This is a genomic window from Pseudoxanthomonas sp. J35 (genome assembly GCF_000513995.1).
In the GTDB taxonomy this organism is placed as follows: Bacteria; Pseudomonadota; Gammaproteobacteria; order Xanthomonadales; family Xanthomonadaceae; genus Pseudoxanthomonas.
Genome location: NZ_AZVB01000001.1, coordinates 46389 through 67798 on the forward strand (window position 1 = coordinate 46389; position 21410 = coordinate 67798).

Genomic DNA, 21410 nt, shown 5'->3' on the forward strand with positions numbered 1-21410 from the left:
ACGCGCCCGAGGACGTCGTCCCAAGGGGGTATGGCGCAAGCGGCACATGGATGTGCCGCGGTCGCGCGTTGGAGCAGGACGCGGAACCGCGCGATGCGCCATACCCCCTTGGAGCGGCGGCCCCGTCCGGAGCCCACGCACCCAACGCTGTTGCTGTTGCTGTTGCCGTTGCCGTTGCCGTTGCCGTTGCCGTTGCCGTCGAGCGTGCTCCGCACCGGATGCCCGGACGCTGGCTGGCGCGCAAAAGAAAAGCGGGCCGAAGCCCGCTTTTCCCTGGGTCTGCTGGAACGCCGCGGCTGTCAGCCGGCGACGCCCTCGCCTTCCTGGACGGCCTTGATCGACAGGCGGATGCGGCCCTGCTTGTCGACTTCCAGCACCTTGACCTTGACCAGGTCGCCTTCCTTCAGCTTGTCGGAGACCTTCTCCACGCGCTCGCTGGAGATCTGCGAGACGTGGACCAGGCCGTCCTTGCCCGGCAGGATGGTCACGAACGCGCCGAAGTCCATGATCTTGGCGATCTTGCCCTCGTAGATCCGGCCCGGCTCCACGTCCGAGGTGATCTGCTCGATGCGGGCCTTGGCGGCCTGGGCAGCGGCGGCGTTGACCGAGGCGATGACGATGGTGCCGTCGTCCTGGATGTCGATCTGGGTGCCGGTTTCCTTGGTGATGCCCTGGATCGTGGCGCCGCCCTTGCCGATCACCTCGCGGATCTTGTCCGGGTGGATCTTGATCGTCAGCAGGCGCGGCGCGAACTCGGACAGCTCGGCGCGCGGCTGGGTGATGGCCTTGGCCATCTCGCCGAGGATGTGCAGACGGCCGGCCTTGGCCTGTTCCAGCGCCTGCTTCATGATCTCCTCGGTGATGCCCTCGATCTTGATGTCCATCTGCAGCGCGGACACGCCTTCGGAGGTACCGGCGACCTTGAAGTCCATGTCGCCCAGGTGGTCTTCGTCGCCCAGGATGTCGGACAGGACCACGAAGCGGTCGCCTTCCTTCACCAGGCCCATGGCGATGCCCGCCACCGGGGCCTTAACCGGGACGCCGGCGTCCATCAGCGCCAGCGAGCTGCCGCAGACCGAAGCCATCGACGAGGAGCCGTTGGACTCGGTGATCTCCGAGACCACGCGGATGGTGTAGGGGAACTCTTCCAGGGTCGGCATCACCGCCAGCACGCCGCGCTTGGCGAGGCGGCCGTGGCCGATCTCGCGGCGCTTCGGCGCGCCGAAGCGGCCGCACTCGCCCACCGAATACGGCGGAAAGTTGTAGTGGAACAGGAAGTTTTCCTTGTACTCGCCGGAGACGGCATCGATGATCTGGCCGTCGCGGGCGGTGCCCAGGGTAGTGACCACGATCGCCTGGGTCTCGCCGCGGGTGAACAGCGCCGAGCCGTGGGTACGCGGCAGCACGCCGGTCTTCACGGTGATCGGGCGCACGGTGTCCAGGGCGCGGCCGTCGATGCGGACCTTGGTCTCCAGGACCGCGTCGCGCATGGTGCGGTATTCCAGCTCGCCGAATTCCTTGGCCAGCTCGGCCGGGTTCCAGCCTTCCTCGGCGACGCGGCCGGCCAGCTGCTCGGTCACGTCCTTCTTGATCGCGGCGATGGCGTCGCGGCGCTGCAGCTTGTCGCGGACCTGGAAGGCCTCGGCCAGGCGGGTGCCGACCGCTTCCTTCAGCGCGGCGATCAGCGCCTCGTTCTTCGGCGGGGCGACCCAGTCGCTCGGCTTGGTGCCGGCTTCGACGGTCAGCTCGTTGATCGCGTTGATGACCTTCTGCATCTCGCGATGGCCGAAGGTGACCGCGCCCAGCATCACTTCCTCGCTCAGCAGCTGGGCCTCGGACTCGACCATCAGCACCGCGTTGGCGGTACCGGCGACGACCAGCTCGAGCTTCGATTCCTTCAGCTCGCTGGTGGTCGGGTTGAGGATGTACTGGCCGTCCTTGTAGCCGACCTTGGCCGCGCCGATCGGGCCCTTGAACGGGGTGCCGGCCAGGGCCAGCGCCGCCGAGGCGCCGATCATCGCCGGGATGTCACCGTCGATTTCCGGGTTCAGCGACATGACGGTCGCGATGATCTGGACCTCGTTCTTGTAGTCCTCCGGGAACAGGGGACGGATCGGACGGTCGATCAGGCGCGAGATCAGCGTTTCCTTCTCGGTCGGACGGCCTTCGCGCTTGAAGAAGCCGCCGGGGATGCGGCCGCCGGCGTAGAACTTCTCCTGGTAGTCCACGGTGAGCGGGAAGAAGTCCTGGCCTTCGCGCGCGCTCTTGGCGGCGACGGCGCTGACCAGCAGTACGGTGTCGTCCATCTTCACGATGACGGCACCGCTGGCCTGGCGGGCGATCTCGCCCGTCTCCAGGGTCACGGTGTGCTTGCCGTACTGGAAGGTTTTGGTGATTTTTGCCACGTCGGTTCCTTGGGGATGCTGTTTCTGCTTGCGATTGACCGCCGGCGACCCTTGCCACAGGCGGGTGGCCGGAGAGCCCGGCCGCGGGTGTTGCGGTGCCGGCGGGGGCCGGCGACGTGCAGCGAATTCGTGTTCCGAAATGCAAACCGCGGCGCATTTCTGCGCCGCGGCGGGGTCTTGCTTCAGCGACGCAGGCCGAGCTTCTCGATCAGGCCCTTGTAGCGCTCGTTGTCCTTGCGCTTCAGGTAGTCCAGCAGGCTGCGGCGGCGGTTGACCAGCTGGAGCAGGCCGCGGCGGCTGTGGTGGTCCTTCTTGTGGGTCTTGAAGTGCTCGGTCAGCTGCTCGATGCGGGCGGTCAGCAGGGCGACCTGGACTTCCGGGGAGCCGGTGTCGTTGGCGCCACGGGCGTGCTCGGCGATGACTTTCTGGGTATCGATGGACATGGTGTTTTCTCTTGATGCGAGGCCTGCAGGAACGCGTGTGCGCACCGCCTGACCCGCCGCTTGCGGAAGGCCGCCCCGCCCCGCGCTGGCGGGGTGATGGACGGAAAGGGTTTGCCCGGAAAAAAGGCGCGCGAATTGTACCCCCCGGGAGAGAGCCGGGACAAGGTTCCGGACCGCCGCCCGGCCTGACCCGGTTCAGGCCGCGGCGGGCACGAACAGGCGCTGCGGCGACAGGCGCCCGCCCTCCCCGACCCGGCCCAGGCCCAGCGGCGCGCCGCCGGGGCCGAACACGGCCACCGGATCGGCCGGGCTCCAGTCGCCGCGCAGGCGCTGGCCCTGGGCGAAACGCACCGCCAAGGCGGCGTCCAGCTCGACCCGGGGGAAACCGGCCAGGCCGGCGGCCAGCGGCAGCAGGCAGGCGTCCAGCGCCGCCTCGTCGCCGGCCAGGGCCTCCAGCTGCTCGAGGGTGTACATGAGCGGTTCGCGGAACGGATCCACCCACAGCCGGCGCAGGCTGGCGATGTGCGCCCCGCAGCCCAGCGCCTCGCCCAGGTCGCGGGCCAGGCTGCGGATGTAGGTGCCGCTGCCGCAGGTTATCCGCAGGCGCAGGCGCCCGCCTTCGTGCCCGAGCAGCTCGATGGCATGGACCACGACCTCGCGCACCGGCGCCTCGATCGCCTCGCCGCGGCGGGCGCGGGCGTACAGCGGCTCGCCGCCCTGCTTGAGCGCCGAAAAGACCGGGGCGCGCTGCTGCAGCACGCCGGTGAAGCCGGCCAGCGCCGCCTCCAGGGTGGCGCAGTCCAGCGCCGGCACCGGCCGCTGGCGCAGGACCTGGCCGTCGGCGTCGTCGGTGTCGGTGGTGGTGCCCAGGACGATGCCGGCCTCGTAGGCCTTGTCCGAGCCCAGCAGCAGGCCGGCCAGCTTGGTCGCCTCGCCGAAGCACAGCGGCAGCAGGCCGGTGGCCAGCGGGTCGAGGCTGCCGGTATGGCCGCCCTTCTCGGCGCGGAACAGGCGGCGCGCCGCCTGCAGGGCGGCGTTGGAGCTCATCCCGCCCGGCTTGTCGAGCAGGAGGATGCCGTCGAGGGGGCGGAAGCGGATCTTCGGTCGCCGGTTCATCGGTCGGGTGGCGGGCCGCGGGCAGGCGGTGGCGCCGGGCGGGCCCGGGCGCCTCAGGCCTCGTCCGGCTCGGTCGGGCCGACCGGGTTCTGGCGCAGCAGCGTATCGATGCGCTCGCCGCGGTCGACCGAATCGTCGTAGTGGAAGTGCAGCTCCGGCACGTGACGCAGCTTCACCCGCCGGGCCAGCTCCATGCGGATGTCGCGGGCCATTTCCTTCAGCGCCTTCACCGCCTCGCCCGAACGCTCCGGCAGCAGCGCGGTGACGAAAACCTTGGCGTGGGCCAGGTCGCGGGTGACTTCCACGTCGGACACGCTCACCGACGGCAGCCCGTGCTCGCGCACGGCCTCGTGGACCAGCGTGCCCAGTTCGCGGCGCAGCTGCGCCGAAACACGGTCGGTGCGATGGAAGGATTTGGTCGGCATGTGCAACTCCTTGCCGGGCCTGTGGCGGCCCGATGGATCGGGTCGCGCCCCGGGCGCCTGCCGGCGCGGGGCCCACCCCGGAAACGGCGGGACGGCCGCGCGGGCCGTCCCGTCAACGCGCCGGCGCCGCCCGCGGGGCGGGCCGGCGCCATGCGCTTACAGCGTGCGCTGGACCTCGATGCGCTCGAAGCACTCGATCTGGTCGCCCGGCTTGACGTCGTTGTACTCCTTGACGCCGATGCCGCACTCGGTGCCGTTGCGCACCTCGTCCACGTTCTCCTTGAAGCGGCGCAGCGATTCCAGCTCGCCCTCGAAGATGACCGTGTTGTCGCGCAGCACGCGGATCGGCTTGTTCCGCTTGACCACGCCCTCGACGACCATGCAGCCGGCGACCGCGCCGAACTTGGAGCTGCGGAAGACCTCGCGCACCTCGGCGATGCCGATGATCTCCTCGCGGATCTCCACGCCCAGCAGGCCGGAAGCCACCTGCTTCACCTGGTCGATCACGTCGTAGATGATCGAGAAGTAGCGCAGGTCGACGCCGTTGGCCTCGATGATCTTGCGGGCCGAGGCGTCGGCGCGCACGTTGAAGCCGATCACGGTGGCCTTGGTGGTCACGGCGATGTTGGCGTCGGACTCGGTGATGCCGCCCACGCCGGAGCTGATCACGTTGATCCGGATCTGGTCGTTGGACAGCGCGGTGAGCGACTGCTTGAGCGCCTCCACCGAGCCCTGCACGTCGGCCTTGACCAGCAGGTTGAGGACCTGCTGGCCCTCGCCCTTGCCCATCTGGGCCATGATGTCTTCCATGCGGTTGCCCGCGGCCTGGACCAGGCGCGACTCGCGGCGCTTGGCGTCGCGCTGCTGCGCCACGTCCTTGGCCAGGCGCTCGTCCTTGACCACGACGAAGTCGTCGCCGGCATCCGGCACGCCGGACAGGCCCAGGACCTGCACCGGGATCGACGGACCGGCCGAGGCCGGCTGGCCGCCGGTCTCGTCGAACAGCGCGCGGACGCGGCCGTACTGCACACCGCAGACCAGGTAGTCGCCCTTCTTCAGCTGGCCCTGCTGGACCAGCACGGTGGCAACCGGGCCGCGGCCCTTGTCCAGCGCCGACTCGATGACCACGCCGCTGGCGTTGCCTTCGGCCACCGCCTTCAGCTCCAGCACTTCGGCCTGGATCGAGATCGCGTCAAGCAGGTCGTCCACGCCCTGGCCGGTCTTGGCCGACAGCTCGACCATCTGGGTGTCGCCGCCGAACTCCTCGGCCACGACCTCCTCGGCCAGCAGCTCGTTCTTCACGCGCAGCGGGTCGGCGTCGGATTTGTCGATCTTGTTGATCGCCACGATGATCGGCACGCCGGCCGCCTTGGCGTGCTGGATGGCTTCCTTGGTCTGCGGCATGACGCCGTCGTCGGCGGCCACGACCAGCACCACGATGTCGGTCAGCTTGGCGCCGCGGGCGCGCATCGAGGTGAACGCGGCGTGGCCCGGGGTATCCAGGAAGCTGATCACGCCCTTGGGCGTTTCCACGTGGTAGGCGCCGATGTGCTGGGTGATGCCGCCGGCCTCGCCGTGGGCGACCTTGGTGCGGCGGATGTAGTCCAGCAGCGAGGTCTTGCCGTGGTCGACGTGGCCCATGATGGTGACCACCGGCGGACGCGGCTTCGCCTCGCCCTTGGCCTGCTCCACGTGCGCCAGCAGTTCGCTCTCGGCGTCGTCGGAATCGGCGCGGACCGGCTTGTGGCCCAGTTCCTCGGTGACCAGCGCGGCGGTGTCGTGGTCGATGGTCTGGGTGATGGTGGCCATCACGCCCATCTTGAACAGCGCCTTGACCACGTCGCCGCCCTTGAGCGCGAGCTTCTGCGCCAGGTCGGCCACGGTGATCGAGTCGCCGATCGCCACTTCGCGCACGATCGGGGCGGTCGGGCGCTCGAAGCCACCGGCGCCGCTGGATCCTCCGCCACGGACTTCCTGGCGGCGCGGCTTGGCCTTGCCGCCCGGACGGGCGCTGGAACGGCGCGCGCGCTCGGCGGCCGACAGGTGCAGCTGGCCGGCGAAGCGGCTGGCCGCGTCGTCGTCCTCGATGCCGGCGACCATCACGTGCGAGCCGCGGGTCTTGTGCTTGTGGCCACGGCCGTCGTCGGCCGCGCGCTCGGGGGCCGGGCGGTGCGGCGGGGCCGGGGCGCGCGCCGGGCGCGCCGCGGCGGCAGGCGCCTCCTCGGTGCGGGCCGGGGCGGCGGCGGCCTTCTGCCGCTCTTCCTCGGCCTTGCGCGCCTCTTCCTCGGCGCGGCGGCGCGCTTCTTCTTCCTGGCGCTTGCGCTCGGCCTCCTCGGCGCGCTGGCGGTCAAGCTCGGCCAGGCGCTGCTGCTCGGCGAGGTTGCGCTGGCGCGATTCCTCGAGCTTGCGCAGCACCTCGGCGCGCTCGTCGTCGACCGGACCCTGCGGGGCCGGCGCCGAAGCCTGGGCCTCGGTGGCCTTGACGTAGGTGCGCTTCTGCCGGACCTCGACCGCGACGGTGGTCTTGCTGCGGCCGCCGCCGACGGTCAGTTCCTGCACCTTGCGACGGGCCAGGGTGATCTTCTTCGGCGCGGCGACGTCCTCGGCCTGGGCCTCGGACTTGCCGTGGGCGCGCTTGAGGAAGCCGAGCAGCTTGAGCTTTTCGGCGCTGGTCACGACCTGGTCGGGGTCGCTGAAGTGCATGCCGGCCTCGGCCAGCTGCTCCAGCAACTTCTCCACCGGCGTGTTGACCAGGTCGGCGAGCTTGCGGATGGTGGTTTGCTGCGACATTCGGATCCTATGCTCTTGTTGGCGCCCCCTCGCCGAGAGCAAGGGAAACGCGGATTCTAAGCCCTGGACGATGCAGGGCGGTGTTCATCGCCGGCTCATTCGCCGCGCTCCAGGCGGGCGATCTCCTCGGCACGGGCGGCCAGGATCAGGGCGGCGGCGCGAGTCTCGTCCAGGCCCTCGATGCCGAACTCGGCCACTTCGTCGGCGGCCAGGTCCGACAGGTCCTCGGCGGTGCGGACGCCATGGCTGGCCAGGGCGAAGGCAGTGTCCTCGTCCATGCCTTCCAGCGCCAGCAGGTCCTCGGCCGGGCCTTCGTCGCCCAGCCGCTCCTCGACCGCCAAGGCCTCGTTGAGCAGGGCGTCGCGGGCGCGGGAGCGCAGTTCCTCGACGATGTCCTCGTCGAAGCCCTCCACCGCCAGCAGCTCGCCGACCGGCACGTAGGCGATTTCCTCGACCGTGCTGAAGCCCTCGGACACCAGGATGCTGGCGATTTCCTCGTCCACCTCCAGCTTGTCCATGAACAGCTGGCGGGCCACGGCCTGCTCGGCCTCGGACTTGGCCGCGACCTGGTCCTGGGTCATGACGTTGAGCTGCCAGCCGGTCAGGCGGCTGGCCAGGCGCACGTTCTGGCCGCCCTTGCCGATCGCCTGGGCCAGGCGGTCCTCGGCCACGGCCAGGTCCATCGAGTGCTTCTCTTCGTCGACGATGATCGCCTGCACCTCGGCCGGCGCCATCGCGTTGATGACGAAGTTGGCCGGGTTCTCGTTCCACAGCACGATGTCCACGCGCTCGCCGTTGAGCTCGTTGGACACCGCCTGCACGCGCGAACCGCGCATGCCGATGCAGGCGCCGATCGGGTCGGTGCGGTTGTCGTGGGCCACGACGGCGATCTTGGCGCGGTCGCCCGGGTCGCGGGCGCAGGCCTTGATCTCGACCAGGCCCTGGCCGACTTCCGGCACCTCGAGCTTGAACAGCTCGATCATGAATTCGGGGGCGGCACGGCTCATGAACAGCTGCGGGCCGCGGGGCTCGCTGCGGACCTCGTACAGGTAGCCGCGCACGCGGTCGCCGGTGCGCAGCACGTCGCGCGGGATGCCCTTGTCCTTCGGGATGAAGGCCTCGGCGTTGCCGCCCAGGTCCACGTAGACGTTGCCGCGCTCGACGCGCTTGACCACGCCGGTGACCAGCTCGCCGACGCGGTCCTTCCACGCGTCCACGACCTGCTGGCGCTCGGCCTCGCGCACGCGCTGGACGATCACCTGCTTGGCGGCCTGGGCGGCGATGCGGCCGAACTCGGGGTTCTCGATCTGCTCCTCGATCCAGTCGCCGACCTCGACGCCGTCGGCCTCCTCGATGGCGTCCATCAGGCGGATCTGGCGGTCGGGCGATTCCATGACCACGTCGTCGGCCACCACTTCCCAGCGGCGGAAGGTCTCGTAGCTGCCGTCCTTGCGGTCGATCGCGACGCGGGTGACGACGTCCTGGTCGACGTAGCGCTTCTTGGCGGCCGAAGCCAGCGCGGCTTCGAGCGCCTCGAAGATCACGTCACGCGGCACGCCCTTCTCGTTGGCGACCGCGTCCACTACCAGAAGAAGTTCCTTGCTCATCTCTTCGTTACTCCGCGTGCGGCTTGCCGGCCGCCGGCTTGTTGGAGGGGTGCTTGGGAGTCGTGCCGTTGCCGGGCTTCGGCGCGGGCTTGCCCTTGTTGGCGGGCGCGTACTTGTTCGGGGCCAGGCCCAGCGCGGCCCAGTCGGGGACCAGGCGCGCCTTGTCGATGTTGTCCGCGGCGACCGGGAATTCGGCGCCGTCGAGCTCGAACACCACGGTGCCGGCCTCGACCCGCAGGATCTGGCCCTGCAGGCGGCGGCGGCCTTCCTGCGGCAGCTTCAGCGCCACCTTGGCCTGTTCGCCGGCGAAGCGGGCGAACTGCGCGGCGGTGAACAGCGGCCGGTCCAGGCCCGGCGACGACACCTCGAGGGTGTAGTTGCCCGGGATCGGGTCGGCCACGTCCAGCTGCGCGGAAACCTCGCGGCTGACCGCCTCGCAGTCCTCGATGGTCACGGTGCGCGATTCCTCGCCGGCCGGGACGTCGATGTAAAGGCGCAGCGTGGCACCACCCGGCGCGGGCAGGTATTCGATGCCCAGCAGCTCCAGGCCCAGCGACTCGACGGTCGGGCCCAGCAGCTCGGCGATTTCGCTGTGCTTCTCGCTCATTGCGGCGGGTACTCGAAAGCAGGAAACGGGAAGACGGGAATTTCCGGCCCCCGGAAACGACAAAGGGCCCGTTCGGGCCCCGTGTCCGACGGGTGGCCCTCCCGGGCTTCCCGTCCAATGATGCTGGAATCGGCGCAACGGCGGGAACATGCGCCGTTGCTGGCCCAGGCTTTGCGGTTGCGGATACCCCGGCGGAACCGGGACATCCGAACCACGAAACGTGGTAGCGGGGGCAGGATTTGAACCTGCGACCTTCGGGTTATGAGCCCGACGAGCTGCCAGACTGCTCCACCCCGCAGCAGAGGCGGAATTATGGCGATCGGCGCGGATCTTTGCAAGCCCTCGATGCAAATCCCGCTGAACGATATGCAGCGTATACCGCCGCCACGGAAAGCCTGCACCCGTTCCATGCGGTGCCGCGTGCTTCGCCCGTTGCACGCGACCGGCCGCACGGCGCCGCGCCCCCCTGCCCGCCGGGCGCCGCCCGAAGAAGAGAAGCCCCCGGCAAGCGGGGGCTTCCATGCGACCGGTGGCCGGCGCGGCCTTACATGAAGGCCTGCTGGCACCACTCGAGCAGGCGGTTCAGGCCCAGCGGCAGGACCAGCAGGGCCAGCGAGTTGACGCCCAGCACGATGCCCAGCACGCGGTCGTTGTGCGCCGGCAGCGGGCCGCCGACCGGCTCGTCGAAGTACATGACCTTGATCACGCGCAGGTAGTAGAACGCGCCGATCACCGCGCAGACCACGCCCAGCAGGGCCAGCCACAGCATCCCGCCCTGCACCGCCGCGGCCAGCACCGCCAGCTTGGTCCAGAAGCCCAGGAACGGCGGCACGCCGGCCAGCGAGGCCATGATGCACAGCACCAGGCCAGCCATCCACGGGTTGCGCGCGTTCAGGCCCTTGAAGTCGTCGATGTTCTCGGCCTCGAAGCCCTGGCGCGACAGCGCGATGATCGCGCCGAAGGCCGCGGTCGACATCAGTGCGTAGGCGATGGCGTAGAACAGCGCCGCCGCGTAGCCGCGCTCGTCGCCGCCGGCCAGGCCCATCAGCAGGAAGCCGATGTGCGAGACGGTCGAGTACGCCAGCATGCGCTTGATGTTCGACTGGGCGACCGCCATCAGGTTGCCGATCACCAGCGACACCGCGGCCAGGCCGGCCAGCAGCCACTTCCACTCCTCGGCCAGCGGACCCACGCCCACCTCGAGCAGGCGCCAGGCCATGCCGAAGGCGGCCAGTTTGGGCGCGGAGCTGACGAACAGCGCGATCGGCGCGGTGGCGCCCTGGTACACGTCCGGCAGCCACATGTGGAACGGCGCGGCGCCGAGCTTGAAGGCCACGCCGGCGACCATGAACACGGTGCCGGTCAGCAGCAGGGTGCGCTCGTGGGTGGTGGCGATGGCGGCGTTTATGCCGTCCAGCTGCAGGGTACCGGTGGCGCCGTAGACCAGCGACATGCCGTACAGCAGCAGGCCCGAAGCCAGCGAGCCGAGCACGATGTACTTCATCGCCGCCTCGGTGGCGCGGCCGTTGTCGCGGTCCAGCGCGACCAGCGCGTACGAGCTCAGCGCCAGCAGCTCCAGCCCCAGGTAGACCATGACCAGGCTGCCGGCCGAGACCAGCATCATCATGCCGGCGGTGGCGAACAGCACCAGCACCGGTACCTCGCCCTGGAACAGGTTGCGCTCGCGCAGGTAGCTCCAGCCGTAGACCAGGGTCAGGCCGCTCATCAGCACGATCGCCATCTTCATGACGTCGGCGGCGGCGTCGCGGACGAACATGCCGTTCATCACCGTGCCCTGCCCGCCCGTGCCGGTGGCCAGCATCGCCAGCACCACGGCCAGCAGCAGCACCGACAGGAAGTGGGTGAAGACCTTGTGCCGGGCGGAGATGAAGAGATCGACGATCAGCAGGGCGAAGGCGCCACCGATCAGCACCAGCTCCGGCAGCAGCGGCAGCAGTTCGGCGGCGGACGGCATCGCGAGGGACGTGGTCATCTTCGGTAGATCCTTACAGCTTGCTGGTGGCGATCTGGGTCGCCAGTTGCGCGATCGACGGTTCCATCAGGTCGGTCAGCGGCTTGGGCCAGACGCCGAGCAGCAGGACGCCGGCGGCGAACACGCCCAGCACCAGCGCCTCGCGCCCGTTGATGTCCTTCATCTCCGCGACGTGGGCGTTGCCGACCTCGCCGAAGAAGATGCGCTTGTAGAGCCACAGCGTGTACGCCGCGGTGATCACCAGGGTGGTCGCCGCCAGGGCCGCGATCACCGGGTGCTTCTGGAAGCTGGCCAGGATGACCATGAACTCGCCGACGAAGCCGCTGGTGCCCGGCAGGCCCGAGTTGGCCATGAAGAACAGCATCGCGAACGCGGCGAACCGCGGCATCACGTTGGCCACGCCGCCGTAGTCGGAGATGCGGCGGGTGTGCATGCGGTCGTACAGCACGCCGATGCAGGAGAACATCGCGCCGGAGACGAAACCGTGCGAGACCATCTGCACCATCGCGCCCTGCAGGCCCAGGCGCGCGGCGTCGATCGAGCCGAAGTCGCGGACCAGGGTGAACACGATGAAGGTGCCCAGGGTGACGAAGCCCATGTGCGCGACCGAGGAGTACGCGACCAGCTTCTTCATGTCGTCCTGGACCAGGGCGACCAGGCCGACGTAGATCACCGCGACCAGCGACAGCGCGATCACCAGCCACGCCCATTCCTGGCCGGCGTCCGGGGTGATCGGCAGGTTGAAGCGCAGGAAGCCGTAGCCGCCGATCTTCAGCGCGATCGCCGCCAGGATCACCGAACCGGCGGTCGGCGCCTCGACGTGCGCGTCCGGCAGCCAGGTGTGCACCGGGAACATCGGCACCTTGACCGCGAAGGCGACCAGGAAGGCGAAGAAGATCCAGGTCTGCTCCCTGGCGGTCAGCGGCAGCGCGTACAGGTCGGCCAGCTGGAAGCTGCCGCCCTTCAGGTACAGGTAGACCAGCGCCACCAGCATCAGCACCGAGCCGAGGAAGGTGTACAGGAAGAACTTCATCGCGGCATAGATGCGCCGCGGGCCGCCCCAGACGCCGATGATCAGGAACATCGGGATCAGCATGGCCTCGAAGAACACGTAGAACAGGATCGCGTCGGTGGCGGCGAAGATGCCGACCGTCACGCCCTGCAGGATCAGGAACGAGGCCACGTACTGGTGCACGCGCTTGTTGACCACGCCCCAGGCGCCGGCCAGGGCCAGCACGCCGACCAGGGTGGTCAGCAGGATCAGCGCGATCGCGATGCCATCCACGCCCAGGTTGTAATGGATGCCCCAGGCCGGGATCCAGGCGTGCTGCTCGACGAACTGCATGCCCGGGTTGGAGTAGTCGAACCCGGTCAGCAGGCGCAGGCTCCACAGGAAGGTGGCCACGGCCACCGCCATCGAAAGCCAGCGCGCCGCCGCCGCCCGGGCGCTGCCCAGGGCGAGGATCAGCGCGCCGCCGATAACCGGCAGCCAGATCAGGACACTCAGCAGGTGCGTGTTTGCCACGTCTCGTTCTTCCGTACGGTCAGCGCCAGAACCGGATGATGACGGCCAGAAGTGCGATCAGGCCGATGATCATCGCGAAGGCGTAGTGGTAGAGGTAACCGGATTGCGTGCGCCGCAGCAGGGCCGCGCCCAGGTCGACCAGGCGGGCGCTGCCGTTGACGACGACGCCGTCGATCAGGTTGGTGTCGATCCAGCGCGAGATGCGGCCGAGGATCACGCCACCGCCGGCGAAGCCCTTGATCCACAGGTGGTCGAAGCCGAACTTCTCCTCCAGCACGCGCACCACCGGGCGGAAGATGCGACGGGCCGAGGCGGCCAGCTCGGGCTTCCACAGGTAGAGGGCGGCGGCCAGCAGGAAGCCGGCGACGGTGAGCCAGAACGCCGGCATGGTCATGCCATGCATCGCATACTCGACCGGGCCGTGCCAGAACTCGGCGCCGACCTGGGCGATGGTGTCGCGCGCCGGGTCCGCGAAGTCGATCGCGCCGGTGAAGAAGGTGACCTGCTGCCCCGGCACGAAGGCCTCCAGGTGGTGGCCCTTCCAGTCGGTCCCGAACAGCATCGGGCCGGCGGTGAAGAAGCCGATCAGCACCGACGGGATCGCCAGCAGGACCAGCGGCACGGTCACCACCCACGGCGACTCGTGCGGCTCGTGGGTCCCGTGGTGGCCATGGTCGTCGCCATGCGCGTGGTCGCCGTGCGCGGCGTCGTGGCCGTGGCCATGGCCGGCATGGGCGTCGCGGAAGCGCTCCTTGCCGTGGAACGTCATGAACAGCAGGCGGAAGCTGTAGAAGCTGGTCACGATCACGCCGCCGAGCACCGCCCAGTACGCGTAGGTCGCGATCCAGTGGTGGCTGTGGTGGGCGTTGTGCGCGGCCGCCTCGATGATGGTGTCCTTCGAGTAGAAGCCCGAGAAGAACGGGGTGCCGACCAGGGCCAGGGTGCCGATGACGCTGGTCCAGTAGGTGACCGGCATGTACTTGCGCAGGCCGCCCATCTTGCGCATGTCCTGCTCGTGGTGCATGCCGATGATCACCGAGCCGGCGGCCAGGAACAGCAGCGCCTTGAAGAAGGCGTGGGTCATCAGGTGGTAGACCGCGCCGGAGTAGGCCGAGACGCCCAGCGCCACGGTCATGTAGCCCAGCTGCGACAGGGTCGAGTACGCGACCACGCGCTTGATGTCGTTCTGCACGATGCCGATCAGGCCCATGAAGAACGCGGTGGTGGCGCCGATGAACAGCACGAAGTTCAGCGCGGTCTCCGACAGCTCGAACAGCGGCGACATGCGCGCGACCATGAAGATGCCGGCGGTCACCATCGTCGCGGCGTGGATCAGCGCCGAGATCGGGGTCGGGCCTTCCATCGAGTCGGGCAGCCACACGTGCAGCGGGACCTGCGCCGACTTGCCCATCGCGCCGATGAACAGGCAGATGCAGATGATGGTGGCGATCTGCCAGGAATGGCCGGCGAAGATCTGCACTTCCTGGCCCTGCAGCAGCGGGGCGTTTGCGAACACGGTGGCGTAGTCCAGGGTGCCGAACCACAGCAGCACGCCGGCGATGCCCAGCAGGAAGCCGAAGTCGCCCACGCGGTTGACCAGGAACGCCTTCATGTTGGCGAACACCGCGCTCGGCCGCTTGAACCAGAAGCCGATCAGCAGGTACGAAACCAGGCCCACCGCTTCCCAGCCGAAGAACAGCTGCAGGAAGTTGTTGCTCATGACCAGCATGAGCATCGAGAAGGTGAACAGCGAGATGTAGCTGAAGAAGCGCTGGTAGCCCGGGTCGTCGGCCATGTAGCCGATGCTGTAGACGTGGACCAGCAGCGAGACGAAGGTGACGACCACCATCATCATCGCGGTCAGGCGGTCGACCATGAAGCCGACGTGGGCCGCGTAGTTGCCCACCTCGAAGAAGGTGTAGACGTTCTGGTTGAACGGAGAGGCGCCGCCGGCGACCAGCTGGTACAGCACGTTGACCGACAGCGCGCAGCTGACCGCCACGCCGAGGATGGTGGCGTACTGCGCGCCCTTGCGGCCGACCTGGCGCCCGAACAGACCCGCGATGATGCTGCCCAGCAGGGGTGCCAGGACGATCAGCAGCAGGTGGGTTTTGGAGATGATCATGGTTGCCGTCTAGTTCCAGTTCGTGCCGTGGAGCCGGCGGTCCCGCCACCGGCCGCGCATGCCGCCACTTCCAAGTTGCTCCCGGCCGGGCCGGGTGGCATCGCCGCGGCCGTGCCGGTGGTGGTGCCATCGATTGTCGCCGCGCCGTCGCCGGCGCCCTTACCTTCGCCCCCCTGCCCCGGGGCCGGCCTGGGGGCCGGCATCGGTTGGCGGGGCGCGCCCTCGGGCATCAGCCCTTGAGCGAATCCAGCTCGCCGACGTTGATCGTGCCGCGGCTGCGGAACAGCGCGACCAGGATCGCCAGGCCGATGGCCGCCTCCGCGGCCGCCACCGTCAGGATGAAGAACACGAAGATCTGGCCGGCCGCATCGCCCAGTTCGCGCGAGAACGCGATGAAGTTGATGTTGACCGACAGCAGCATCAGTTCGATCGACATCAGCAGGACGATGACGTTCTTCCGGTTGAGGAAGATGCCGGCCATGCTGATGCAGAACAGCACCGCGCCGAGCGCGAGCAGATGACCGAGGGCAATCATGCCTGGCCCTCCCCTTCAGCCTGGGCAACGGGCGCCGGCTTCTCCGCCGGCATGCTCACCATCCGCAGGCGGTCGCCGGCCTTGACCCGCGACTGCTCGGAGGCATTCTGGGTCTTGATGCCGGTGCGCTTGCGCAGGGTCAGCATCACCGCCGCGATCACCGCCACGGTCAGGATCACCGCGGCGAACTCGAACGGCAGGATGAAGCCGGTGAACAGGTGCTCTGCCAGCCACTTCGTGTTGGACGCGTCGGCGGCCGCGGCGGCGGCGTTGTCGGGGAACGGCGCGGCGGTGCGGCCCTTCACCCCGATCAGCACCAGGATCTGCACCAGCATCGCCACCGCGACCACCACGCCGACGGGCAGGAACTTCACCCAGCCCTCGCGCAGCGCGGCCACGTCGATGTCAAGCATCATCACCACGAACAGGAACAGCACCATCACCGCGCCCACGTACACCAGGACCAGGGCCACGCCGAGGAACTCGGCGCCGACCAGCAGCCAGGTGCAGGCCACGGAGAAGAAGGTCAGGATCAGGCACAGCACGGCGTTGACCGGGTTGCGCACGCTGATCACTGCGCCGGCCGAGGCGACGGCCACGGCGGCGAAGGCGTAGAAGGCGATCTTGATCCAGTCCATCTCGGCCTCAGCGGTAGGCGGCGTCGGCGGCGCGGCGCTCGGCGATCTCCGCCTCGAGGCGGTCGCCGATGGCCAGCAGCTGCGGCTTGGTGACGATGTTCTCGCCGCGCTTCTCGAAGTGGTACTCCAGCACGTGTGTCTCCACGATCGAATCCACCGGGCAGCTCTCCTCGCAGAAGCCGCAGTAAATGCACTTGAACAGGTCGATGTCGTAGCGCGTGGTGCGGCGGGTGCCGTCCTCGCGACGGGTCGAGTCGATGGTGATCGCCAGCGCCGGGCACACGGCCTCGCACAGCTTGCAGGCGATGCAGCGCTCCTCGCCGTTGGGGTAGCGGCGCAGCGCGTGCAGGCCGCGGAAGCGCGGCGACTGCGGGAACTTCTCCATCGGGTACATCAGCGTGTACTTGGGACGGAACAGGTACCGCAGGGTCAGCCCCAGCCCCTGGATCAGCTCCAGCAGCATCAGGCTCTTGAAGTAGTGGACGACTTTGTTCATCGGATCAGGCGCCCTTCTCGAACACGCCAAAGAACACCAGCAGCGCCGTCACCGCGATCCAGAAGATCGTGAGCGGGATGAAGACCTTCCAGCCCAGGCGCATGATCTGGTCGTAGCGGTAGCGCGGGAAGCTGGCGCGGAACCAGATGTACGCGCTGGCGAAGAAGAACACCTTCGCGAGCAGCCAGGGCCAGCCGCCCTTCCAGATCCAGTCGACCCACGGCGAGACGTCCGCCGTGACCCAGCCCTGGATCGGGCTCAGCCAGCCGCCGAGGAAGAAGATCGAGATCAGGAAGCTGACCAGGATCATGTTGGCGTACTCGGCCAGGAAGAACAGCGCGAACGCCGAACCGGAGTACTCCACCATGTGGCCGGCCACGATCTCCGACTCGCCTTCCACCACGTCGAACGGCGCGCGGTTGGTCTCGGCCACGCCGGACACCCAGTACACGACGAACAGCGGCAGCAGCGGCAGCCAGAACCACTCGAAGAAGCCGGCGTTGCCCGCCTGCGCCATGACGATGTCGGTCAGGTTGAGGCTGCCGGCGGCGATCAGCACGCCGACCAGGGCGAAGCCCATGGCGATCTCGTAGCTGACCACCTGCGCGGCCGAACGCATCGCGCCCAGGAACGCGTACTTCGAGTTGGAGGCCCAGCCGGCGATGATGATGCCGTACACGCCCAGCGAGGTCATCGCCAGCAGGTACAGCAGGCCGGCGTTGGCGTTGGACAGCACCAGCTGGTAGTCGAACGGCACCACCGCCCAGGCGGCGAAGGCCGGCGCCAGCACGATCAGCGGCGCCAGGATGTACATCACCTTGTGCGCGTTGGCCGGGCGGATGACTTCCTTGAACAGCAGCTTGAAGACGTCGGCGAACGCCTGGAAGATGCCCATGCCCACGTACATCGGCCCGTGGCGCACGTGCATCCAGCCGATGAGCTTGCGCTCCCAGACCACGTAGAACGCGACCGAGACGATCACCGGCACGGCGATCAGCAGGATCTTGAGCACGATCCACAGCGCCGGGCCCAGTTCGCCCAGCCCGTAGAACCATTCGCGCAGCGGGCCGACCGCGTTGATCAGCAGTTCGTTCATGCCTTCACCACCTCGACCCGGCCCGCGCCCAGCGGCGCGGTGGCGCCGTGGCCCCCCTCGATCCATGCGACGCCCGCGGCCACGCGCGCGTCAGCCACCAGCGGCAGGGTCGCGGTGCCGGCGGCACCCTTGACCTTGGCCACCCCACCCTCGCCCAGCGCCGCGACGTCGGCCGGGTTCAGCACGATCCGCGCACCGGTGTTGAGCGGATGCGCCTGCAGCGCGGCGGCGCGGCGGACCACCGCGTCGGTACGGTAGATCGCCGGGACCAGCGCCACTTCCAGGCCGCCCTGGCCCACGTCGCCGGCCTTGCCGGCCTTGACCTCGACCTTGCGGCCGCCTTCCAGCTGCGCGCGCGCGCCGGCCAGGTCGGTGAACTCGAAGCCCGCCAGGCCCAGTTCGCCGCCCAGGGCGCGCAGCACGCGCCAGCCCTCGCGGGCCTGGCCCGGCAGCTTGCCGCCGGCGTGCGCCTGCTGCTCGATGCCGTCCAGGTTGGTCAGCGTGGCCTCGATCTCCGGCAGCGCGCCGATCGGCAGGATCACGTCGGCGACCGCGCGGGTCGACTCGCAGGCGAAGTGGCTGAACGCCACGACCTTCGCCGCGTTCAGCGCCTTCAGCGCGGCGGCGGTGTCGGCGAAGTCCAGGCCCGGCTCGATGCCGTACAGCACGTAGGCGCCGCGCGGCTCGGCGAACATGCCGGCCACGTCGCGCGCCGAGGGCAGCACGCCGGCGCGGGCCAGGCCCACGGCGTTGGCACCCTGCGGGATGCGGCACAGCGCGGCGCCGGTGGCGGCGGCGAAGTCGCGCGCGGCGGCGCGGATCGCGGCAGCCTGCGGATGGTTCTCGGCGATCGCGCCGACGACCACCGCCGCGCGGGTCGCGCCCTTGGCGGCCTCGCGCAGGGCGGCGTCGCCCAGCGCCTCGGCGAAGCGCGACGGCGGCACGATCTGCTTGCCGGCCACGGCGAAGGTGAAGTCGAAGTCGACCGGGTTGACCACGTGGATGCGGGCGTTGCGCTTGACCTGCGCCTGGCGCAGCCGCGCGTGCAGCAGCGGCAGCTCGTGGCGCAGGTTGGTGCCGACCAGCACGACCACATCGGCCTGGCCGACCTCGGCCAGCGGCATGGCGAACGGCTCGGCCACCGCCGCGTCGGAGAAGTCGCGGTTGGCGATGCGGTGGTCGATGTTGCCGGTGCCCAGTTCGGCGGCCAGGGTGGCCAGCAGGCCGCCCTCCTCGTTCGAGGTGGCCGGGTGCGCGAGCACGCCCAGCGCATCACCCCTGTTCTCGCGCAGGATCGCGGCGGCGGCGGCCAGGCCCTCGGCCCAGCTCACTTCCTGCCACTGCCCGTCCACCTTGCGCAGCGGCACGGTGGCGCGGTCGGCGGCGTACAGGCCCTGGTGCGAGTAGCGGTCGCGGTCCGACAGCCAGCACTCGTTCACCGCCTCGTTGTCGCGCGGCACGGTGCGCAGCACTTCGCCGCGGCGCACGTGCAGGAACAGGTTCGAGCCCATGGCGTCGTGGTAGCCCAGCGATTCCTCCGCCATCAGCTCCCACGGACGGGCGCGGAACTGGAACACCTTGTTGGTCAGCGCGCCCACCGGGCACACGTCGATGACGTTGCCGGACAGCTCGGTGGTCAGCGGCTTGCCGTCGTAGGTGCCGATCTGCAGGTTCTCGCCGCGGTACATGCCGCCCAGCTCGTAGGTGCCGGCGATCTCCGCGGTGAAGCGCACGCAGCGCGTGCACTGGATGCAGCGGGTCATCTCGGTGGCGACCAGCGGACCGATGTCCTCGTCCGGCACCGCGCGCTTGCGTTCCTGGTAGCGGCTGACCGAGCGGCCGTAGCCCATCGACAGGTCCTGCAGCTCGCACTCGCCGCCCTGGTCGCAGATCGGGCAGTCGAGCGGATGGTTGATCAGCAGGAACTCCATGACGTTCCGCTGTGCCTTCAGGGCCTTCTCATTGCGGGTGAAGACCTTCAGGCCGTCCATCACCGGCGTGGCGCAGGCCGGCGACGGCTTCGGCGCCGAGCGGCCGCCCACTTCGGTGTCGACCAGGCACATGCGGCAGTTCGCCGCCACGGCCAGCTTGTCGTGGTAGCAGAAGCGCGGAATCGGGATGCCGGCCTTGTCGGCGGCCTGGATGATCATCGAGCCCTTGGGCGCGGCCAGCTCGACCCCGTCGATGAAGATGGTGACGTGGTCGGGCGGCAGGTTCGGATTGACGGGCTGCGCACTCACGCGGCCACCTCCAGGTTGGAGCGCACCACCGTGCCGTTGCGCTCGTCGTCGACGAGGAAGCGCTTGTTCACGATCGCGTATTCGAATTCATGCCAGAAGTGGCGCAGGAAACCCTGCACCGGCCAGGCGGCGGCTTCGCCGAAGGCGCAGATGGTGTGGCCTTCGATCTGGCCGGCGGCGGCCTTCAGGGTATGCAGGTCTTCCATCGTGGCCTTGTGCTCGGCCACGCGGGTCAGCATGCGGTACATCCAGCCGGTGCCCTCGCGGCACGGCGTGCACTGGCCGCAGCTTTCCTTGAAGTAAAAGCGGGCGATGCGCTGGCAGGCGCGGACCATGCAGGTGGTGTGGTCCATGACGATGACCGCGCCCGAGCCCAGGCCAGAGCCGGCCTTCTGGATCGAGTCGTAGTCCATGGTCAGGCCCATCATCACCTCGCCCGGCAGCACCGGCATCGAGGAGCCACCCGGGATCACCGCCTTGATGCGGTTGCCGTTGCGGATGCCGCCGGCCATTTCCAGCAGCTCGGCAAACGGGGTGCCCAGGCGGATCTCGTAGTTGCCGGGGCGCGCGACGTGGCCGGAGACCGAGAAGATCTTGCAGCCGCCGTTGTTGGGCTTGCCCAGGTTCATGAACCACTCGGGGCCGTTGCGCACGATCGCCGGCACCGAGGCGTAGGTCTCGGTGTTGTTGATCGTGGTCGGCTTGCCGTAGAGGCCGAAGTTGGCCGGGAACGGCGGCTTGAAGCGCGGCTGGCCCTTCTTGCCTTCCAGCGACTCCATCAGCGCGGTTTCCTCGCCGCAGATGTAGGCGCCGGCGCCGAGGGCGTTGTAGATGTCGATGTCCACGCCCGAGCCGAGGATGTTCTTGCCCAGCCAGCCGTGCTTGTAGGCCTCGGCCAGGGCTTCCTCGAGGTGCTCGAAGGGCTCGTGGTGGAACTCGCCGCGCAGGTAGTTGTAGCCCACGGTCGAACCGGTGGCGTAGCAGGCGATGGCCATGCCCTCGATCACCGCGTGCGGGTTGTAGCGCAGGATGTCGCGGTCCTTGGCGGTACCGGGCTCGGACTCGTCCGAATTGCAGAGGATGTACTTCTGCATGTCGCCCTTGGGCATGAAGCTCCACTTCAGGCCGGTCGGGAAGCCCGCGCCGCCGCGGCCGCGCAGGCCGGACTGCTTGACCATCTCGATGATGTCGGCCGGCGGGATCTTCTCGGTGAGGATCTTGCGCAGCGCCTGGTAACCGCCGGTCTTGAGGTAGTTCTCGTACGACCAGGGCTTGTCGAAGTGCAGGGTCGTGTAGACGGCCTGGTGCTCCTTCGGAGCCGGGCCGACGGGGCCGTAGCCTTCGGAAACCTTCGGGTGGTGTGCCATCT

The 21410-nt window shown here is 69.0% G+C and carries 16 protein-coding genes and 1 tRNA gene; all 17 read right to left on the reverse strand.

The genetic code is table 11. From position 1 onward, the window contains the following. Positions 1 to 299: 299 nt before the first annotated feature. Positions 300 to 2405, reverse strand: a complete 2106-nt coding sequence (pnp, locus tag PSEJ35_RS0100210; RefSeq protein ID WP_028916013.1) for a polyribonucleotide nucleotidyltransferase — start codon at positions 2403 to 2405, stop codon at positions 300 to 302. 182 nt (positions 2406 to 2587) lie between these two features. After that, positions 2588 to 2848 carry a 30S ribosomal protein S15 gene (rpsO, locus tag PSEJ35_RS0100215; protein WP_028916014.1) on the reverse strand — a complete coding sequence of 87 codons (261 nt, stop codon included), beginning with the start codon at positions 2846 to 2848 and terminating at the stop codon, positions 2588 to 2590. A 195-nt stretch (positions 2849 to 3043) separates the two neighbouring features. Beyond that, positions 3044 to 3964, reverse strand: a complete 921-nt coding sequence (gene truB, locus PSEJ35_RS0100220; protein WP_028916015.1) for a tRNA pseudouridine(55) synthase TruB — start codon at positions 3962 to 3964, stop codon at positions 3044 to 3046. 53 nt (positions 3965 to 4017) lie between these two features. Then, the gene (gene rbfA, locus PSEJ35_RS0100225) at positions 4018 to 4389 is read right to left on the reverse strand and encodes a 30S ribosome-binding factor RbfA (RefSeq protein WP_028916016.1); all 372 of its coding nucleotides are present in this window, start codon (positions 4387 to 4389) and stop codon (positions 4018 to 4020) included. 156 nt (positions 4390 to 4545) lie between these two features. Further along, positions 4546 to 7179, reverse strand: a complete 2634-nt coding sequence (gene infB, locus PSEJ35_RS0100230; protein ID WP_028916017.1) for a translation initiation factor IF-2 — start codon at positions 7177 to 7179, stop codon at positions 4546 to 4548. A gap of 95 nt (positions 7180 to 7274) precedes the next feature. After that, complete coding sequence (nusA, locus tag PSEJ35_RS0100235) at positions 7275 to 8786, reverse strand: transcription termination factor NusA (protein WP_028916018.1); 1512 nt, start codon at positions 8784 to 8786, stop codon at positions 7275 to 7277. A 7-nt stretch (positions 8787 to 8793) separates the two neighbouring features. Then, positions 8794 to 9393, reverse strand: coding sequence for a ribosome maturation factor RimP (gene rimP / locus PSEJ35_RS0100240; protein WP_028916019.1), 600 nt, complete (start codon positions 9391 to 9393; stop codon positions 8794 to 8796). 221 nt (positions 9394 to 9614) lie between these two features. Then, positions 9615 to 9691 (reverse strand) — tRNA-Met (locus PSEJ35_RS0100245). Positions 9692 to 9937: 246 nt separating this feature from the next. Beyond that, positions 9938 to 11386, reverse strand: coding sequence for an NADH-quinone oxidoreductase subunit NuoN (gene nuoN / locus PSEJ35_RS0100250; RefSeq protein WP_028916020.1), 1449 nt, complete (start codon positions 11384 to 11386; stop codon positions 9938 to 9940). 13 nt (positions 11387 to 11399) lie between these two features. Further along, entirely contained in the window at positions 11400 to 12911 is a 1512-nt protein-coding gene (locus PSEJ35_RS0100255; RefSeq protein ID WP_028916021.1) for an NADH-quinone oxidoreductase subunit M, read from the reverse strand. A 19-nt stretch (positions 12912 to 12930) separates the two neighbouring features. Beyond that, complete coding sequence (nuoL, locus tag PSEJ35_RS0100260) at positions 12931 to 15036, reverse strand: NADH-quinone oxidoreductase subunit L (RefSeq protein ID WP_028916022.1); 2106 nt, start codon at positions 15034 to 15036, stop codon at positions 12931 to 12933. Positions 15037 to 15265: 229 nt separating this feature from the next. Next, a complete protein-coding gene (gene nuoK / locus PSEJ35_RS0100265) occupies positions 15266 to 15571 on the reverse strand; it encodes an NADH-quinone oxidoreductase subunit NuoK (RefSeq protein ID WP_028916023.1) in 306 nt (101 codons plus the stop codon). Next, positions 15568 to 16209, reverse strand: coding sequence for an NADH-quinone oxidoreductase subunit J (locus PSEJ35_RS0100270; protein ID WP_028916024.1), 642 nt, complete (start codon positions 16207 to 16209; stop codon positions 15568 to 15570). Before PSEJ35_RS0100270 ends, nuoK begins: the two co-directional genes overlap by 4 nt. A 7-nt stretch (positions 16210 to 16216) precedes the next feature. Continuing rightward, positions 16217 to 16705 (reverse strand): NADH-quinone oxidoreductase subunit NuoI, encoded by a 489-nt coding sequence (nuoI, locus tag PSEJ35_RS0100275; RefSeq protein WP_028916025.1) that lies wholly within the window; start codon positions 16703 to 16705, stop codon positions 16217 to 16219. 4 nt (positions 16706 to 16709) lie between these two features. Continuing rightward, complete coding sequence (gene nuoH / locus PSEJ35_RS0100280) at positions 16710 to 17801, reverse strand: NADH-quinone oxidoreductase subunit NuoH (RefSeq protein ID WP_028916026.1); 1092 nt, start codon at positions 17799 to 17801, stop codon at positions 16710 to 16712. After that, complete coding sequence (gene nuoG, locus PSEJ35_RS0100285; RefSeq protein ID WP_028916027.1) at positions 17798 to 20041, reverse strand: NADH-quinone oxidoreductase subunit NuoG; 2244 nt, start codon at positions 20039 to 20041, stop codon at positions 17798 to 17800. The genes nuoH and nuoG overlap by 4 nt, the downstream gene beginning before the upstream one ends. Continuing rightward, entirely contained in the window at positions 20038 to 21408 is a 1371-nt protein-coding gene (nuoF, locus tag PSEJ35_RS0100290) for an NADH-quinone oxidoreductase subunit NuoF (RefSeq protein WP_028916028.1), read from the reverse strand. Before nuoF ends, nuoG begins: the two co-directional genes overlap by 4 nt. Positions 21409 to 21410 lie beyond the last annotated feature (2 nt).

Coding starts and splice junctions, on each gene's coding strand:
- rpsO (WP_028916014.1), bottom strand. CDS start 2,848: ATGTCCATCGATACCCAGAAAGTCATCGCCGAGCACGCCCGTGGCGCC.
- truB (WP_028916015.1), bottom strand. CDS start 3,964: ATGAACCGGCGACCGAAGATCCGCTTCCGCCCCCTCGACGGCATCCTC.
- rbfA (WP_028916016.1), bottom strand. CDS start 4,389: ATGCCGACCAAATCCTTCCATCGCACCGACCGTGTTTCGGCGCAGCTG.
- infB (WP_028916017.1), bottom strand. CDS start 7,179: ATGTCGCAGCAAACCACCATCCGCAAGCTCGCCGACCTGGTCAACACG.
- nusA (WP_028916018.1), bottom strand. CDS start 8,786: ATGAGCAAGGAACTTCTTCTGGTAGTGGACGCGGTCGCCAACGAGAAG.
- rimP (WP_028916019.1), bottom strand. CDS start 9,393: ATGAGCGAGAAGCACAGCGAAATCGCCGAGCTGCTGGGCCCGACCGTC.
- nuoN (WP_028916020.1), bottom strand. CDS start 11,386: ATGACCACGTCCCTCGCGATGCCGTCCGCCGCCGAACTGCTGCCGCTG.
- nuoL (WP_028916022.1), bottom strand. CDS start 15,036: ATGATCATCTCCAAAACCCACCTGCTGCTGATCGTCCTGGCACCCCTG.
- nuoK (WP_028916023.1), bottom strand. CDS start 15,571: ATGATTGCCCTCGGTCATCTGCTCGCGCTCGGCGCGGTGCTGTTCTGC.
- PSEJ35_RS0100270 (WP_028916024.1), bottom strand. CDS start 16,209: ATGGACTGGATCAAGATCGCCTTCTACGCCTTCGCCGCCGTGGCCGTC.
- nuoI (WP_028916025.1), bottom strand. CDS start 16,705: ATGAACAAAGTCGTCCACTACTTCAAGAGCCTGATGCTGCTGGAGCTG.
- nuoH (WP_028916026.1), bottom strand. CDS start 17,801: ATGAACGAACTGCTGATCAACGCGGTCGGCCCGCTGCGCGAATGGTTC.
- nuoF (WP_028916028.1), bottom strand. CDS start 21,408: ATGGCACACCACCCGAAGGTTTCCGAAGGCTACGGCCCCGTCGGCCCG.